This window comes from Phytobacter cepae (assembly GCF_054165735.1).
In genome coordinates this window covers 4,560,232-4,576,650 of sequence record NZ_CM135107.1, presented here as the reverse complement: position 1 = coordinate 4,576,650, position 16,419 = coordinate 4,560,232, and the positions used below count along the sequence as shown (strand labels likewise).

Genomic DNA, 16,419 nt, shown 5'->3' with positions numbered 1-16,419 from the left:
GAAAAATGGAACAGATTACCGTCGTGATTGGCGACCGCCTGGGTAAAGGCCAGAAAGTGGCAGCAGGGGTCGAAAAAGCGGGCGGCCGTGCCGTCGTCGTGCCGGGCGTGGCTGCCGACATGAAGCTCGGCGACATGATGAAAGCGGAAAATGCCACCTTCGGCATCTCTTTCTGCGGCAGCGGTGGCGCGGGTGCCATCACCGCGCAGACCAAATATGGCTACAAAGCCAAATACGGCATGCGTTCGGTCGACGAGGGTGTGACCGCCATTAACGAAGGCTGCAATGTGCTGGGCTTCGGTTTTATGGACAAAGAAGAGTTAGGCGAGCGTCTGGTGCAGGCGTGGCAGAAAAAATACGGCGCATAACCATGAAAGAACAGTTCACCACCACGGTCAGGGTTAACGGCAAAGGCGACAGCAAAGCGCGCGCCTTCTCCGATGCGCTGAACCACGTTCAGGCCGCGGTGATGAAAGCGTCGCCGCATATTTTACTGCGTATTGAGCCACAGGATGTGCAGGTTGTTCATGCGCAGGAAACGGCACGGAAAGAGGCATTTTTGTTCCTCTTTCTGCGTCGGGAAAGACGTGCGTACAGCGTGGAGCTGGACGTCACCGTCAACGTGACCGCCATCAATCTCGACAAGGTGGATTTCGTTACGCAACGCTGACTTTTACTGAAAGGGCAGACTGATGTTCTTAATCATACTAATAAAATCGCTCATCATCGGCGGCCTCGTGGGCGTCGGCGTGGGCGCTGGGGCTGCACGCATGTTTCATGCGCCAACCACGCAAGGGATGGGCGCATTTCGTACTCTCGGCGAGTTGAACTCCTGCGAAGGGGATCCGGCTTCGCACTTCTCCTTTGGTTTAGGCTTCTTCTTTAACGCCTGGGCTTCGTCCGTGGCGGCAGGATCTTTCACCCAGGACGTTGATCATCGCATCATCCCTAACTGGGGCGCGGCGGCCCTGATGGTGAAAAACCGCAACGTCGGTGAAACCCTTCACGATCCGAAAAAGATGGCCATCGCCTGCGGCCTGATCGGCATGATCGTGGTGACCTTCCTCAACCTGACAGCCTCCTCCGTGCCGGCGGCATTGCAGGTCACGGCGGTCAAAGTGCTGGTGCCCGCGGCCAACCTGCTGGTGAACACCGTGATGCCGGTTATCTTCTGGCTCGCGGCAATTGATGCAGGGAAGAAATCCGGCTTCTGGGCCACCGTGTTTGGCGGCGCGGCGCAGCTCATCATGGGCAATGCCGTACCGGGCCTGGTGCTGGGCATCCTGATTGGTAAAGGGGTAGAAGAGAGCGGCTGGAACCGTGTCACCAAAGTGATGATGAGTGCCATTGTGGCCCTGTTTGTGCTGAGCGCCTTCTTCCGTGGCTTCGATCTGAAGATGATCGAGTCCTTCCACCTGAGCGCGCCGAACTGGCTGGAGCTCATTCATAACTCGCTCAGCGGCAAGTAAGGAATGACGATGGAACAGAATAAAGGTTTTTGGTATGCCGACTGGTCATTTCCGATCTTTGTTGGCCTGCTCTCTTCCGGCGTGTTCGCCGGGACGCACATGTACTACCTCTATGGCATCGGGGCGTTTAACGAAGTGGCCTTTGTGGCGATGCTGAAAGCGGGCATTGATACCGGCGCCTACGGCGCGGTGGCGGCCTTTGGCGCGAGTTTCCTGTTTGCCCGCATCATCGAAGGATCACTGGTGGGGATCCTGGATATTGGCGGCGCGATCCAGACTGGCGTGGGCTTAGGGGTTCCGGCCCTGCTGCTGGGCGCAGGGATTATGTTCCCGGTGACCAACTTCATGGCATCGCTGGCGACCGGCCTGGTGATTGGTCTGGCGATTGGCTACATCATCATCCTGGCGCGTAAGTTCACCATCAACCAGAGCGATTCCACCTACGGGGCGGACGTGATGATGGGGGCGGGTAATGCGTCTGGTCGCTTCCTGGGGCCGTTAATTATCCTCAGCGCGATGACCGCATCGATTCCCATCGGCGTCGGCTCTCTGATTGGCGCACTGCTGTTCTACCTCTGGCAGAAGCCGATTACCGGTGGTGCGATCCTCGGTGCCATGCTGCTGGGCTCAATCTTCCCGATTGCACTTTGATCTGACCGGGCGTGAAAGTGGTAGGCCGGATAAGGCGTAGCCACCCTCCGGCAATAAGGCCTGATGGCGCTGCGCTTATCAGGCCTGGACGAGCGCCCCATTTCAACAGGAAAGACCTATGTTTGATTTACTCCTGCGCCGTGCGCGCCTCGTGGATGACACGGTGACGGACATCGGCATTAAAGAGGGCAAAATCGCGGCACTCGGCGACATTGATTCGTCAGCAAGTAAAACCGTTGATTTAGGCGGCGATCACTACGTCAGCGCAGGCTGGATTGACGCCCACGTCCACTGCTACCCAAACTCACCTATTTATAACGACCAGCCGGACAGCGTCGGCATCGCCACGGGCGTGACCACCGTTGTTGACGCAGGCAGTACCGGTGCTGACGATGTTGATGATTTCTACGCTCTCACGCGGGGCGCTGCCACGGAGGTCTATGCGCTGCTGAATATCTCCCGCGTCGGGCTGATTGCGCAAAACGAGCTGGCGAATATGGCGAACATTGACGCCAGTGCCGTGCGTGAGGCGGTGAAGCGGTACCCGAATTTCATTGTCGGCCTGAAGGCGCGGATGAGCAGCAGCGTGGTGGGCGAAAACGGGATTACACCGCTGGAGCGCGCCAAAGCAATCCAGAAAGAGAACGGCGATCTGCCGCTGATGGTGCATATCGGTAACAACCCGCCAAACCTCGATGAGATTGCCGAACTACTGACCGCGGGCGACATCATTACCCACTGCTATAACGGCAAGCCGAATCGTATTTTGACGCCGTCCGGCGAGCTGCGTGCTTCGGTCACCCGGGCGATTGCACGCGGTGTCAGGCTGGATGTGGGCCACGGCAGCGCCAGTTTCAGCTTCGCCGTCGCGAAGCAGGCCATTGCGCTTGGCATTCTGCCACAGACCATCAGCTCCGACATCTACTGCCGAAACCGCATCAACGGGCCGGTCTGGTCGCTGGCTAAAGTGATGTCCAAATTCCTCGCCATCGGCATGTCACTGCCGCAGGTGATTGCCTGCGTCACCGACCATGCTGCCGACAGCTTACGCCTGCGCCACAAAGGGCGACTGGCGCCAGGCTTTGATGCCGACCTGACCATTTTTGACCTCCGTAGCCAGCCGGTGCTTTTCCGTGATGCGGAAAATGACAGCCTGCAGGCGAACCAGTTACTGACGCCGCTGGCTGCCATTCGCGCAGGCAAAGGCTACATGACCGAACAAGGGAGTGCAGAGCATGCCTTCGATTTATGAGAAATATCAGTTAAAGCAAGTGATTAACGCCTCCGGGCGCATGACGGCGCTCGGTGTCTCCACGCCGCGCCCGGAGGTGGTCGAGGCGGTGCTGAGCGGTATGAACCACTACTTCGAAATGAAAGACCTGGTGAATAAAACCGGGGAGTACATCGCAAAGCTGCTGGACGTGGAAGGGGCGACGGTCGTCTCCTGCGCCTCAGCGGGCATTGCCCAGTCGGTGGCGGCGGTGCTGGTGAAAGACAGCGACTGGCTGCTGGAAAACCTGCACATCACGCCGATTGAGAATAACGAAATCGTCCTGCCGCGCGGGCACAACGTTAATTACGGCGCACCGGTGGGCACCATGGTGGCGCTGGGCGGTGGCAAAGTGGTGGAAGCAGGGTACGCCAACGAGTGTTCAGCTGACCAGCTGGCGGCGGCGATCACCCCGCGCACGGCGGCCATTCTCTACATCAAATCACACCACTGCGTGCAAAAAAGTATGCTCAGCGTGGAGCAAGCTGTCGTGGTGGCGCGTAAACACAACCTGCCGCTGATTGTGGATGCGGCGGCGGAAGAAGATCTGCAGTGTTACTACCGCTCCGGCGCGGACCTGGTGATTTACAGCGGCGCGAAGGCGATTGAAGGGCCGACCAGCGGGCTGGTTATTGGCAAAACCCAGTACGTGGAGTGGGTCAAGCGCCAGACGGCGGGCATTGGCCGGGCGATGAAGGTGGGGAAAGAGGGCATTCTGGGGCTGACCTGCGCCATTGAGCACTACCTCAGCGCCCGCAAAGAGAGCGGCGCGGAGATGGTGGCGAAGATGACGCCGTTTATCGACAAACTTAACACCCTCAGTGGGGTGAGTGCCCGCGTGGTCTGGGACAGCGCCGGGCGTGATATTGCCCGCAGTGAAATCAAATTTGATGAAGCCGTGACCGGCATCGCCACCGGTGAGCTGGTCAACGCCCTGAAGCAGGGTGAATACGCTATTTATTTCCGTGGCTACAAAGCCAATGAAGGCATTATCGAAGCCGATGTGCGTAGCGTCAGCGCTGAGCAACTGGCTATCGTGGCAAACCGCATTAGCGAAGAGTTAAACAAGGAGCACCGTGCATGAAACTGACCCCTAACTTTTACCGGGATCGTGTCTGTCTGAACGTACTGGCCGGCAGCAAAGCCAACGCCAGCGCCATCTATGAGGCGGCGGAAGGTCATGTGCTGGTGGGCGTGCTCTCCAAAAATTACCCGGACGTGGCCAGTGCGGTTGCTGATATGCGCGAATACGCGGCGCTTATCGATAACGCGCTGTCAGTGGGCCTGGGGGCGGGCGATCCGAATCAGTCGGCGATGGTCAGCGCCATCTCCCGCGAGGTGCAGCCGCAGCACGTTAACCAGGTCTTTACCGGGGTAGCGACCAGCCGCGCGCTGCTCGGGCAGAACGAAACCGTGGTCAACGGGCTGGTGTCGCCAACGGGCACGCCGGGCCTGGTTAAAATCTCCACCGGGCCGCTGAGCAGCCAGGCGGTGGACGGCATTGTACCGGTAGACACCGCGATTGCCCTGCTGAAAGATTTCGGCGGCAGCTCGATTAAATACTTCCCGATGGGCGGCCTGGAATGCCGTGACGAATACCAGGCAGTGGCAGAGGCCTGCGCCCGCCACGGCTTCTGGCTGGAGCCGACGGGGGGCATCGATCTGGAAAACTACGCTGAGATTTTACAGATCGCACTGGACGCGGGCGTGCGTAAAATCATTCCTCATATTTATAGTTCTATTATTGATAAGGCCAGCGGCGATACCCGCCCTGCAGACGTTCGCCAGTTGCTGGCGATGACCCAGCAGCGCGTGGGTTAAAACACCCTCACCCCGACCCTCTCCCTTAGGGAGAGGGAGAAAAGCCATGTTAAGAGGACACCGAGGTGCGATTCCCCAACCAACGTTTAGCGCAACTGTTTACAATGTTGCAGAACGAGACGCTGCCGCAGGATGAGCTGGCACAGCGGCTGTCGGTGTCGACACGTACCGTCCGGGCTGATATCACGGCGCTGAATGCATTGCTGGAAAGCCACGGGGCGCAGTTTATTCTCAGCCGGGGCAACGGCTATCAGCTGAAAATTGACGATGCCACGCGCTATGCCACCCTGCAGGCCGAACGCCCGCGCACGCTGCGCATTCCCCGCAGTGGGCCGGAGCGGGTGCACTACCTGCTGCTACGGTTCCTCACGTCGGCTTTTTCGCTGAAACTGGAGGATCTGGCGGATGAGTGGTTTGTCAGTCGCGCCACGCTGCAAAACGACATGGCTGAGGTGCGCGAGTGGTTTTCCCGCTATCGTCTGACGCTTGAGACGCGTCCGCGCCACGGCATGAAACTGTTTGGCAGCGAGATGGCGCTGCGTGCCTGCCTGACCGATCTGCTATGGGAGCTGGCGCAGCTTAACGCCCAAAATCCCTTGGTCACAGAAGAGGCGCTCTACCCCGGCGTGCCAGAGCAGCTGGCGCGGGTTCTGCACGAGGTGTTCGCCCGCCATCGTATTCGTCTGACCGATGAAGGTGAGCTGTTTATCCGCCTTTACTGTGCGGTGGCGGTTCGCCGCATCAGCGAAGGTTTCCCGCTGTCGGAGTTTTGCGCCGATGACGGGGACGAAAACGTGCGCGACGCGGCGCGTGAAATCGCCTCGACGTTGCAGCAACTGGCAGGCAAACCGCTGGCAGCGGCGGAGGAGCACTGGCTGCGGGTGCACATCGCCGGGCGGCAGATGCAGGATATTACGCCGAGTGCTATCAGCGCTGACGATGACGAAGCGCTGGTCAATTACATTCTCAGTTATATCAACAGCCACTATAACTACAATCTGCAAAACGACGCCCAGTTACATGCAGACTTGCTCACCCATATCAAAACCATGATCACCCGGGTGCGCTACCAGATAATGATCCCCAACCCTTTACTCGACAACATTAAACAGCACTACCCGATGGCGTGGGACATGACGCTGGCGGCGGTGTCCAGCTGGGGGAAATACACGCCGTATGCGATCAGCGAAAATGAAGTGGGCTTCCTGGTGCTGCACGTAGGTGTAGGGCTGGAGCGCCACTACAACATCGGCTATCAGCGTCAGCCGCAGGTTATGCTGGTGTGCGACGCCGGAAATGCGATGGCACGAATGATTGAAGCGGTGTTACAGCGCAAGTACCCGCAGATTGAGGTCACTCGCACGGTGACACTGCGTGATTATGAGCAGTGCGACACCCTCAGCGAAGATTTTGTTATATCGACTGCCCGCATCAGTGAGAAGGGCAAACCGGTGGTGACTATCGCGCCATTCCCCACGGATTATCAGCTCGAACAGATCGGCAAACTGGTGCTGGTGGATCGCACGCGTCCGTGGATGCTGGAGAAGTACTTCGACGAGAGCCACTTTCGCATTATTCACGGGGCGATGGATCAGCAGACATTGTTCAGCACGCTGTGTGGGCAATTGTGCGAAGAGGGGTTTGTCGATGCCGGGTTTGTTGAGTCGGTTATCGAGCGTGAGGCGATTGTCAGTACCATGTTTGGCGATGGGATTGCGCTACCGCACTCCCTAGGATTACTGGCGCAAAAGACGGTGGTCTACACGGTGCTGGCACCGGACGGTATTCAGTGGGGAGAGGAGACCGCACACGTCATCTTCCTGCTGGCTATCAGCAAGCGTGAGTACGAAGAGGCGATGGCGATATACGATATTTTTGTCACCTTTTTGCGCGAGAGAGCCGCCTCCAGGCTGAGCCACTGTGAGGATTTTAATGCCTTCAAAGCGTTGGCAATGGCGTGTGTGAGTCGTTTTTAATGTGGCAGCGCGTTGATGCAACGCGCTCCACCGCTGACCAGATAATATAAAAAGGCGTGTTATATATTCTTATTTTCCTTGTCAGGAATAAGAATGTTATCTGTTTTTCTTCTTGCATAGACAGTGATTGGTAATTTTGCAAGGAAGAGTGTTTATTTTTATTAATACTTATTCCTTTTCTTCATGACGAGATTTTATAGATTCTCCTTCCTTAGCCGCAATATTTGTCATTTTATCATTTAAGATACCCTTAATAACTGTGGCAGGTTGGGTAACATTAAATGACAGTTCAGGGGCGCTGACTTTAAGCCCGGAGAAGGCGTCAACGGTGACCTTTTCCCCGTTCGGATACTTCACCACCGAGACCAGACGGCCGTGATACAGCGGGATGCCAGTCATCTCCAGCGTATAATCGGTCTTCTTGACCTCCTCTTGTTTTAATTGCTGCTCTTTTTTTATTTCGTCTGCTGATTTTGAAGAAAGAGAAAGTTTGGTACTGCCTTCCTCTGAGTCAGAATTCTTATTCTCAGCATTTATCTCTGCGGATTTAGGTTTATTTCGCAGAGCCGACGTGCTTTCATTATCCGATAAGTGAGAATCGCCGTGTGCGCCAGCACTGACGGCGGCTATTTTATCAATACCGTTCATATCATCTCCGAAAAAATACAACGTAGTACCTGACGCCAGGAGCATTAACGCCTCGTTGGAGGGATGAATCTGCGTTGGACAAAACGAGACTACGTCATTATCGGCAGCGAAAAACATTTGTTTAGGAATTAATCACCCGGTCGTTCTTTCATTTTTTTTGAACGATAAAAACAAATCGTTTTGCTTTCACTAAGCGGCTGTTGGGATTACTCTTTTCAACTGTCAGGGCAAACTGCCAGCGGGTTGTTTGCTCTCGTTTAGGGGAAAGACAGGAGTCAGCGAATCATGAACTCGTTTCAGCGCATTTTGAACTCGCTCTTATCACGTGAGCAGCCTGTCGCACCGACCACAACCCCGTTGGAATTCACTACCCTTTCAGGAGGCGTTATGCCAGAGAACTACCTTGCTTTAGCGAAACAACGCAGAACCATTTACGCACTGGGCAAAGATCTGCCGCTGCCAGAAGATGACGTTGTTCAGACTATTCAGGACGCTATCAAGCAAGCGCCTTCCGCCTTTAACTCACAAAGCTCCCGTGCGCTGATTCTGTTGGGTAACGAGCACAATAAATTCTGGGAACTGGTTCGCGAACAGCTGAGAAAGATTGTTCCGGCAGAGAGCTTCCATGCCACTTCCGATAAACTCGATGGATTTGCTGCGGCAGCAGGTTCGGTGCTGTTCTTTGAAGATCAGGGTGTCGTGACCGCGCTGCAGGAGCAGTTTGCCGCTTACGCCGACAACTTCCCGATTTGGTCAGAGCACAGCTCTGGTATCGCCCAGTATGCGGTCTGGCTGGCACTGGCTGAGAAAGGCATCGGCGCTAACCTCCAGCACTACAATCCGCTGGTGGATGAAGACGTTCAGCGTACCTGGAATGTCCCGGCAAGCTGGAAACTGCGCGGCCATATGAACTTCGGTTCTATTCAAGCTCCGGCAGGCGACAAAACCTTCATCGAAGATGAAAAACGCTTTATCGTTGCCAAATAATTGAGAAAGCCGCCTGTTCAAGGGCGGCTTTTTAGTCAGCGCAGGTGATGCACCACCTGATTGCTGCTGCCCCGCCAGATAAGCATGGGGTCTTTCAGATCCTGCACAAACTTCCCGTCGATCAGCACGTTAATCAGATTCACTATCTGCATCTGGACGTCGTTCAGTTCATCCATCTTGTAGCCGGTCCAGAGCCAGATGTCTTTGCCTGCGCACTCCGCGTGAATACGCTGCACCAGCTTAAGCACATCCGGGATGTTCTGCGGATGCAGGGGATCGCCGCCGGAGAGGGAGATCCCCTGGCGCTTGATGCGGGTATCGTTGAGATCGTTGATTATCTGGTCTTCCATTTCCTGCGTGAATGGCTTGCCGGAATTTAACCGCCAGGTGCTTTTGTTGTAGCAGCCTGGGCACTCGTGCACGCACCCGGAAACAAACAGGGTGCAGCGGGTGCCGGGCCCGTTAACAATATCGACAGGGTAGTATTGGTGATAATTCATTTTCGCTTCTCAATTGACGCCATTACTGCGTTGGCTGCTCTCACTCACCCGGGTCACTTACTTATGTAAGCTCCCCCGGGATTCGCTCGTTTGCCGCCTTGTCCTGACGCCAATTGCTTTGCGAAAAGTATTGCGTCGAAAGGATAACCACGCCGGGTGGCGCTACGCTTACCCGGCCTACAATAAGAGTGCGATTTGTAGGCCCGGTAAGCGCAGCGCCACCGGGCATCAACGTGGCAGAGGATTACCCGATCTGCCCATTCCCCAGATGCTTAACCCGGCGCTTCACTTCTTCCTGCTTCCCGGCGTTAAACGGACGCGCGTCCGGGCTGCCTAAGTAACCACACACGCGGCGAGTCACCGAGACGCGGGCGGCGTCGTGGTTGCCGCATTTCGGGCAGGTAAAGCCTTTGCTGGTGCATTCGAATTCGCCGGTAAAGCCGCACTCATAGCACTCGTCGATAGGGGTGTTCGTGCCGTAATAAGGCACGTGCTGATAGCTGTAGTCCCACACATCTTCCAGCGCGCGCAGGTTGTGCTGAATGTTGGGATACTCGCCGTAGCAAATGAAGCCCCCGCTGGCGAGCGGTGGGTACGGCGCTTCGAAATCAATCTTGTCGTACGGGTTCACCTTTTTCTCGACGTCGAGATGGAAGCTGTTGGTGTAGTAACCTTTGTCGGTTACCCCATCCACCACGCCAAATTCCGCAGTATCGAGGCGGCAGAAGCGGTCGCACAGGTTTTCGCTTGGGGTGCTGTAGAGGCTAAAACCGTAGCCGGTTTCCTCTTTCCACAGATCCACGGCCTGACGCAGCCGCTCCACAATCGCCACGCCTTTGGCACGCAGCGCTTCGCTGTCGAACATATGCGCTTTGCCGAATAGCGCATTGATGGTCTCGTGAATACCGATATAACCCAGCGAAATAGAGGCGCGGCCATTTTTGAAGATTTCGGAGACGTCGTCGTCTGCTTTCAGGCGCACGCCGCAGGCCCCTTCCATATAGAGAATCGGTGCCACGCGAGCTTTGACCCCTTCCAGACGCGCGATACGGGTCATCAGCGCCTTACGCGCCAGCAGCAGACGCTCGTCCAGCAGCGTCCAGAATGCGGCTTCGTTGCCTTTCGCCTCCAGCGCAATACGCGGCAGGTTCAGGCTGATCACGCCAAGGTTATTGCGCCCGTCGTGGATCTGCTCGCCATTCTCTTCGTACACGCCGAGGAAGCTGCGGCAGCCCATCGGGGTTTTGAACGAGCCGGTGACTTTAACCACCTGGTCGTAATTGAGAATGTCCGGGTACATGCGCTTGCTCGCGCACTCCAGCGCCAGCTGTTTGATGTCGTAGTTCGGATCGTCAAACTTGTGGTTCAGGCCATCTTTAATGGCAAACACCAGTTTCGGGAACACGGCGGTTTTACGATTTTTGCCCAGGCCCGCGATACGGTTACGCAGAATCGATTGCTGAATCAGGCGCGATTCCCAGCTGGTGCCGAGACCGAAGCCGAAGGTCACGAACGGGGTCTGCCCGTTGGCGGTGTGCAGGGTATTCACTTCATATTCCAGCGACTGGAAAGCGTCGTAGCACTCTTTTTCGGTGCGGCTACGCGCATAGCTGTCGGCATCGGGAATCTGCCATTCCGTGGCGATGTTACGGTGCTTCTCGAAGCTCTCGGTCACGAACGGCGCCAGCACTTCATCGATGCGGTTAATGGTGGTGCCGCCATAAATATGGCTGGCGACCTGGGCGATGATCTGTGCGGTGACGGCTGTGGCAGTAGAGATGGATTTTGGCGGTTCGATTTCCGCGTTACCCATTTTAAAGCCGTGGGTCAGCATGCCTTTCAGATCGATCAGCATGCAGTTAAACATCGGGAAGAACGGCGAGTAATCGAGATCGTGGTAATGGATATCGCCACGCTCGTGCGCCAGCACGACGTCACGCGGCAGCAGGTGCTGACGGGCGTAGTGCTTGGCAACGATACCGGCCAGCAGGTCGCGCTGCGTCGGGATCACTTTACTGTCTTTGTTGGCATTTTCATTCAACAGGGCAGAGTTGGTCTGCTCAACCAGGCCGCGAATTTCCTGGTTCAGTCGACCCCGTTTTTCACGTGAGATATCACGATCGTGGCGGTATTCGATATAAGCACGGGCCAGCTGTTTGTGCGGCCCCGACATGAGCTGGTTTTCGACCGCGGTCTGGATTTCGCCGATATCAACCTGAGAACGGTTGTGCATCTGCTGACTGACAACTTCTGCGACGGTGGCGCAATAGTCTGCGTCATCGACTCCCGCTGCTTTAGCTGCACGCAAAATTGCTTCTTGAATGCGCTCTGACTTGAACGGCACTTTCTTGCCATCACGTTTCATCACATGCGGTGTCATGATCACTCCATCTTAAAAACAGGTTATCCACAGAGGTGAGGAAGTATTCACCATCGTTAAGTGTTGCCGCGACAGTGGGTTCCCCGAATCCCGACCCTTGTTATCCACAATTCCGGCAAGCTGAGATGCCGTTGCTTTGTTGGAATAATAGACGATTAATACAATATGTTGGGTCGGCGTGCATTCTAAGTTCTATATATAGTGATTTGCATCAAACATGTTTGCGATTTATTTGATTCAGGACAAGGTAAAAAAGAGAGAGTACAAAGGACGGGCGCTGGCGAGGTTTGTAAATTGTCGGCAGAAAAAAATGCTTAATTATTCAACAAAAACAGGGTGGTATCAGGGCGTTGCCCGGCGGACGTTGGCCTGCCGGGCAAGGGGAGGCTATGCGTTGCTACCAAGCCACCAGACGGCTTCAAAAGGGCGAAGCGTCATATCGCCAGGGGCCAGTGACACCTCGGCATAGTTACTCATCAGCACCTGCCAGTGACCCGGCAGGCTGCCAGGCTGCCATTGTTGGCATTCGCGACTGAGGTTGGCGACGATCAGCAGGGTCTGCCCGTTGTGCTGGCGACGGTAGCACCACAGATGCGGATGCAGAGGGAGCAGGTCCTCATAGTCACCCCAGGTCAGCACGGGCTGTTTTTTTCGCAACGCAATCAGTTGCTGATAGGCATAGAACACCGAATCGGGATCGTTAAGGGCCGCCTCGGCGTTGACGTCGCGCGCGTTGTCGCCCAATGAAATCCACGGTGTGCCGGTGGTAAATCCGCCGTTCGTCTCTGCGGACCACTGCATTGGCGTGCGGCTGTTGTCGCGGGATTTGCAGGCAAGAATGGCCAGCAGTTCGTCGGCATCGCGTCCGGCCGCACGCTGGGCGGCAAACATATTGTGGCTCTCTACATCGCGATAATCGGTAATTTGCGTAAAGTGCGGGTTGGTCATACCGAGCTCTTCGCCCTGGTAGATGTAAGGCGTGCCCTGCATGCCGTGCAGTACCATTGCCAGCATCTTCGCCGCCGGGACGCGGAATTCACCCTCGTCGCCAAAGCGCGAAACAATGCGCGGCTGGTCGTGATTACACCAGAAAAGGGCATTCCATGCGCGATTGTGCATCCCCTGCTGCCAGTGGTTAAACAGGGCTTTGAGCGCCACAAAGTCCGGTGCCGCCAGCGTCCATTTTTCGCCGCCCGGGTAGTCCACTTTCAGATGGTGGAAATTAAAGGTCATCGACAGTTCACGCCCGTCGAGACTGGCGTACTGCTGGCAATGCTCAAGGGTGGTCGAGGACATCTCGCCAACGGTCATCAGGTTGCGCGGCACAAACACGTCGCGGCTCATCTCCTGCAAAAACTCGTGCGCGCGCGGGCCATCGGTATAAAAGCGGCGACCGTCGCCTGCCGTATCGAACGGGAAGGTCTGATCTTTGGAGATAACATTGATCACATCAAGGCGCAGGCCGTCGACGCCGCGATCGGCCCAGAATTCGCAAACCTTTTTTAGATCCGCCCGCACTGCCGGGTTTTCCCAGTTCAGATCCGCCTGCTCAACGGCGTAGAGATGCAAATAGTACTGCTCGCTGTCGGCATGCCACTGCCAGGCGTTGCCGCCAAACTTAGACAGCCAGTTGTTGGGCGGCGTGCTCGGTTCGCCATCGTGCCAGATATAGTACTGACGATACGGGCTGGTGGGGTGCAGGGCGTCACGGAACCACGGGTGTGCCGTCGAGGTGTGGTTGAACACCATATCGAGGATCACACGCAGACCGCGCGCTTTTGCCTGCACGACCAGCTCGTCAAAATCCGCCAGGGTGCCGTACGCCGGATCAATCGACGTGTAGTCGGCCACATCATAGCCGTTATCAATCTGCGGGGAGAGATAGAACGGGGTGAGCCAGAGGGCGTCCACCCCCAGTGTTTTCAGATAGTCGAGGCGTTGAATAACGCCACGTAAATCCCCGGTGCCACTGCCGGTCGTGTCCTGAAAGCTCTTGGGATAGATCTGGTAGATGACGCCGTTCTGCCACCAGTGAGGAAGGGTATTCATCGCGTTTTCCTGGTCAAAAAGAAGGGGCGCAGCCGCGCCCCAAAAGTTACACAATCTGCAGCGTGCCCTGGCGGAACTTACGCTGGTACACCACCGTGGTCAGCGCCATCGGCACGATAATCGCCACGGCCATCGCCAGCGAGAAGACCTGCCAGTAAGAGGGCTGAATGGAGAGGATGCCCGGCAGACCACCGACGCCGATGCCGTTTGCCATCACGCCGTTCAGGCCACATAACAGCGCGGCAAGACCGGAGCCAATCATCGCGCAGAGCATCGGGAAGCGGTATTTCAGGTTGATGCCGTACATCGCCGGTTCGGTTACCCCGAGGTAGGCGGCAATAGCTGCCGGGACGGAGATTTCACGCTCGTTATGCTTACGGCTGACAATAATGATCCCCGTGACCGCCGAGGCCTGGGCAATATTAGAGAGCGCAATCAGCGGCCACACTGGGGTGCCGCCCATGCTCTGAATCATCTGCATGTCGATGGCAAGCGTGGTCTGGTGCACGCCGGTAATGACCAGCGGTGCGTAGAGGAAACCAAAGAGTGCGGCGCCGATTGGCGCAAAGCTGCCGGTCATCAGGTGGCGCACCGCAAAGGCCACGCCGTCGCCAATCATGCGGCCAAACGGACCAATAAAGGCGTGTGCGAGGAAGACCGCCAGCAGCAGGGAACAGACCGGCACAACCACCAGATAGAGATAATCCGGCACCCATTTTTTGAGACGTGTTTCAATGATCCCCAGCGCCAAGCCTGCCAGCAGAGCAGGGATGACCTGGGCCTGATAACCTACTTTGGCAATGCTGAACAGGCCAAAGTCCCACACTTCCGGCACTTGAGAACCGAGCAGGTAGGCGTTCATTAGCTGCGGCGAGACAAGCGTCACCCCCAGCACGATACCGAGGATCGGCGTGCCGCCCATTTTGCGCACCGCCGACCAGCAGATGCCCACCGGCAGATAGAAGAAGATCGCCTCACCAATCAGCCACAGAAAATCGTAAACCGTTTTCAGACCGGGGTACATTTGCGCGAGGGTTTCGCCGTTGCTCATCGGCACGTCGCCAATGACATTGCGGAAGCCTAAGATCAGGCCGCCGCTTATCAGCGCAGGCAGTAGCGGGAAGAAGATCTCCGCGAAATGCGAGATCAACTGCTCGTGCCATTTCATGTTCTGGCGCGCCGCGCGCTTCGCCTGCTCTTTGTCAGCAGAGGCCTGTCCGATCGTGGCGATCAACACCTGATACCAGTCACCCACATCGGTGCCGATCACTACCTGGAACTGCCCGGCGTTGGTAAAACTGCCTTTGACCATGGGGAGGGTGTCGATGGTTTTCGGGTCGGCTTTGGCCGGGGAATTGAGGACGAAGCGCAAACGGGTAAGGCAATGACTCACCGTCGCGATGTTCTCGCGCCCGCCGACCAGCTCAATAAGCCGGGTAATCTCTTCTTGTCTGACTTTGCTCATCGTGATGCCCTGCTGAGAGAAAATAATGACTGCTGATGAATGATCGCAAGCATATCCATTGACAGAATAACTGAAAATGGGAACGTTCCCGAAACCAAGCGAAGATCACAATAAAGCGTAAATCGACGGGATCAGATGAGGCTGGCGGGAATCACAATCTGGCGCGGATCGGTGCGACCATTGATCTGATCGATCAGTTGCGCGGCGGCCTGGCGACCCGCTTCGGCATAGCCAGGATCGACGGTGACGATCTCAGGATGGAGGAACTTCATCAGCGGGGTGTTCCCTACGCTGGCAAGCTGCAGATTTTCAATACGCTGCTCTTGCAGATACTTACTGGCCCCTAATGCCAGGGTGTCGGTCGCACACACCAGGGCGGTGGTGTCCGGGGTTAGCACGTTGGCCACGTTGTCATAACCGTGTTTCATCGCCAGACCCGGCAGGATGAAGTGGGGCGTAAGGGCGTGTTGCTGACAAAACGCCATATAGGCATCGTGGCGACGCTTGCCGGTGGTTACGTCACTGTGCGGTACGCCGATAAAGCTAATCTGGCGATGCCCTCTTTCGAAAAGGTTTTGCATCAACAGCGTAATCGCCCCTTCGTCGTCATAGCTGACCGAGGCGAACCCTTTGGCATCCCGCGCCAGCATGACCAGCGAGGCCCGCCAGGCGGAGAGCAGTTTTTCCGTCACACCGGTAAAACCAAACAGCACCACACCATCGATATTACGGCGGCTCAGCATTTGCAGATGCTCTTCCACCAGTTCAGGGGAAAACTGGCTTTCCATCATGATCGGGTCATACCCTTGCTCATAAAAGGCCGGGAGCATGGTCTGGACGGCGAGATTTTCGGACAGCGAATCAAGACGGGAGACAATAATGGCGACCACTTTGTCGCTCTGGCCGCGCATGGCGCGGGCGGAACGGGAAGGTGAAAAACCGTGCTGGTTGACTACCGCTTCCACGCGCTCGCGGGTGCGTTCACTGACGCCGCTTTCATTGTTTAACACGCGGGAGACCGTTGATTTCCCCACGCCACTCAAACGCGCTATGTCTTTGATCGTCAGCCGGGTTTGCATGGGTCCTGTCCTGTTCCTCATCTGGGCGGATTGCAGAATAAAGAAAGTTTGGTAAGGACTCAACCAGACGGCAATGAGTAAAGTCTGGTTTATCTTCGGTTTAATTCAGCAGGGTTATTATTGC

Annotated in this window: 15 protein-coding genes; 9 read left to right on the top strand and 6 right to left on the bottom strand. The window is 56.3% G+C overall.

The genetic code is table 11. The features are described from left to right. Positions 1–5 precede the first annotated feature (5 nt). The 8 genes from ACUY4Q_RS21435 (at position 6) to ACUY4Q_RS21400 (ending at position 7,187) form a co-directional block, all read left to right on the top strand. Complete coding sequence (locus tag ACUY4Q_RS21435) at positions 6–368, top strand: SFCGS family glycine-rich protein (protein ID WP_015966151.1); 363 nt, start codon at positions 6–8, stop codon at positions 366–368. A 2-nt stretch (positions 369–370) separates the two neighbouring features. Further along, complete coding sequence (locus ACUY4Q_RS21430) at positions 371–670, top strand: DUF4312 family protein (protein ID WP_458044682.1); 300 nt, start codon at positions 371–373, stop codon at positions 668–670. A 22-nt stretch (positions 671–692) separates the two neighbouring features. Next, positions 693–1,469 carry a DUF4311 domain-containing protein gene (locus tag ACUY4Q_RS21425; RefSeq protein ID WP_458044681.1) on the top strand — a complete coding sequence of 259 codons (777 nt, stop codon included), beginning with the start codon at positions 693–695 and terminating at the stop codon, positions 1,467–1,469. 9 nt (positions 1,470–1,478) lie between these two features. Further along, entirely contained in the window at positions 1,479–2,120 is a 642-nt protein-coding gene (locus ACUY4Q_RS21420; protein WP_458044680.1) for a DUF4310 family protein, read from the top strand. Positions 2,121–2,238: 118 nt separating this feature from the next. Beyond that, positions 2,239–3,372 (top strand): amidohydrolase/deacetylase family metallohydrolase, encoded by a 1,134-nt coding sequence (locus ACUY4Q_RS21415; RefSeq protein ID WP_458044679.1) that lies wholly within the window; start codon positions 2,239–2,241, stop codon positions 3,370–3,372. After that, positions 3,356–4,474: a DgaE family pyridoxal phosphate-dependent ammonia lyase gene (locus ACUY4Q_RS21410; protein WP_458044678.1), complete on the top strand. Its 1,119-nt coding sequence runs from the start codon at positions 3,356–3,358 to the stop codon at positions 4,472–4,474. The genes ACUY4Q_RS21415 and ACUY4Q_RS21410 overlap by 17 nt, the downstream gene beginning before the upstream one ends. Further along, positions 4,471–5,211 (top strand): 2-dehydro-3-deoxy-phosphogluconate aldolase, encoded by a 741-nt coding sequence (dagF, locus tag ACUY4Q_RS21405; RefSeq protein ID WP_458044677.1) that lies wholly within the window; start codon positions 4,471–4,473, stop codon positions 5,209–5,211. Before ACUY4Q_RS21410 ends, dagF begins: the two co-directional genes overlap by 4 nt. Before the next feature lie 65 nt (positions 5,212–5,276). Then, positions 5,277–7,187 (top strand): BglG family transcription antiterminator, encoded by a 1,911-nt coding sequence (locus tag ACUY4Q_RS21400; protein WP_458044676.1) that lies wholly within the window; start codon positions 5,277–5,279, stop codon positions 7,185–7,187. Positions 7,188–7,355: 168 nt separating this feature from the next. On the opposite strand, the gene ACUY4Q_RS21395 is transcribed toward ACUY4Q_RS21400, so the two are convergent. Beyond that, positions 7,356–7,835: a hypothetical protein gene (locus tag ACUY4Q_RS21395; RefSeq protein ID WP_458044675.1), complete on the bottom strand. Its 480-nt coding sequence runs from the start codon at positions 7,833–7,835 to the stop codon at positions 7,356–7,358. A 387-nt stretch (positions 7,836–8,222) separates the two neighbouring features. Between ACUY4Q_RS21395 and ACUY4Q_RS21390 the strand changes: the two genes are divergently transcribed. After that, on the top strand, positions 8,223–8,822 hold the full coding sequence (locus ACUY4Q_RS21390) for a nitroreductase family protein (protein WP_458044674.1): 600 nt from the start codon (positions 8,223–8,225) through the stop codon (positions 8,820–8,822). 35 nt (positions 8,823–8,857) lie between these two features. On the opposite strand, the gene nrdG is transcribed toward ACUY4Q_RS21390, so the two are convergent. The 5 genes from nrdG to treR all read right to left on the bottom strand — a co-directional run bounded on the left by nrdG (position 8,858) and on the right by treR (position 16,295). After that, positions 8,858–9,322, bottom strand: coding sequence for an anaerobic ribonucleoside-triphosphate reductase-activating protein (gene nrdG, locus ACUY4Q_RS21385; protein ID WP_458044673.1), 465 nt, complete (start codon positions 9,320–9,322; stop codon positions 8,858–8,860). Positions 9,323–9,566: 244 nt separating this feature from the next. Beyond that, positions 9,567–11,702 carry an anaerobic ribonucleoside-triphosphate reductase gene (gene nrdD, locus ACUY4Q_RS21380; RefSeq protein ID WP_458044672.1) on the bottom strand — a complete coding sequence of 712 codons (2,136 nt, stop codon included), beginning with the start codon at positions 11,700–11,702 and terminating at the stop codon, positions 9,567–9,569. A gap of 387 nt (positions 11,703–12,089) precedes the next feature. Further along, on the bottom strand, positions 12,090–13,751 hold the full coding sequence (treC, locus tag ACUY4Q_RS21375; protein WP_458044671.1) for an alpha,alpha-phosphotrehalase: 1,662 nt from the start codon (positions 13,749–13,751) through the stop codon (positions 12,090–12,092). A gap of 46 nt (positions 13,752–13,797) precedes the next feature. Next, positions 13,798–15,216, bottom strand: a complete 1,419-nt coding sequence (treB, locus tag ACUY4Q_RS21370; RefSeq protein ID WP_458044670.1) for a PTS trehalose transporter subunit IIBC — start codon at positions 15,214–15,216, stop codon at positions 13,798–13,800. A gap of 131 nt (positions 15,217–15,347) precedes the next feature. Further along, the gene (treR, locus tag ACUY4Q_RS21365) at positions 15,348–16,295 is read right to left on the bottom strand and encodes a trehalose operon repressor TreR (protein WP_458044669.1); all 948 of its coding nucleotides are present in this window, start codon (positions 16,293–16,295) and stop codon (positions 15,348–15,350) included. Positions 16,296–16,419 lie beyond the last annotated feature (124 nt).

Bases quoted from the DNA above. Each gene is read 5' to 3' on its own strand.
- ACUY4Q_RS21430 (WP_458044682.1), top strand. From the start codon at position 371: ATGAAAGAACAGTTCACCACCACGGTCAGGGTTAACGGCAAAGGCGAC.
- ACUY4Q_RS21390 (WP_458044674.1), top strand. From the start codon at position 8,223: ATGCCAGAGAACTACCTTGCTTTAGCGAAACAACGCAGAACCATTTAC.
- ACUY4Q_RS21410 (WP_458044678.1), top strand. From the start codon at position 3,356: ATGCCTTCGATTTATGAGAAATATCAGTTAAAGCAAGTGATTAACGCC.
- nrdD (WP_458044672.1), bottom strand. From the start codon at position 11,702: ATGACACCGCATGTGATGAAACGTGATGGCAAGAAAGTGCCGTTCAAG.
- ACUY4Q_RS21395 (WP_458044675.1), bottom strand. From the start codon at position 7,835: ATGAACGGTATTGATAAAATAGCCGCCGTCAGTGCTGGCGCACACGGC.
- ACUY4Q_RS21435 (WP_015966151.1), top strand. From the start codon at position 6: ATGGAACAGATTACCGTCGTGATTGGCGACCGCCTGGGTAAAGGCCAG.
- ACUY4Q_RS21425 (WP_458044681.1), top strand. From the start codon at position 693: ATGTTCTTAATCATACTAATAAAATCGCTCATCATCGGCGGCCTCGTG.
- treC (WP_458044671.1), bottom strand. From the start codon at position 13,751: ATGAATACCCTTCCTCACTGGTGGCAGAACGGCGTCATCTACCAGATC.
- nrdG (WP_458044673.1), bottom strand. From the start codon at position 9,322: ATGAATTATCACCAATACTACCCTGTCGATATTGTTAACGGGCCCGGC.
- ACUY4Q_RS21415 (WP_458044679.1), top strand. From the start codon at position 2,239: ATGTTTGATTTACTCCTGCGCCGTGCGCGCCTCGTGGATGACACGGTG.
- treB (WP_458044670.1), bottom strand. From the start codon at position 15,216: ATGAGCAAAGTCAGACAAGAAGAGATTACCCGGCTTATTGAGCTGGTC.
- ACUY4Q_RS21420 (WP_458044680.1), top strand. From the start codon at position 1,479: ATGGAACAGAATAAAGGTTTTTGGTATGCCGACTGGTCATTTCCGATC.
- dagF (WP_458044677.1), top strand. From the start codon at position 4,471: ATGAAACTGACCCCTAACTTTTACCGGGATCGTGTCTGTCTGAACGTA.
- treR (WP_458044669.1), bottom strand. From the start codon at position 16,295: ATGCAAACCCGGCTGACGATCAAAGACATAGCGCGTTTGAGTGGCGTG.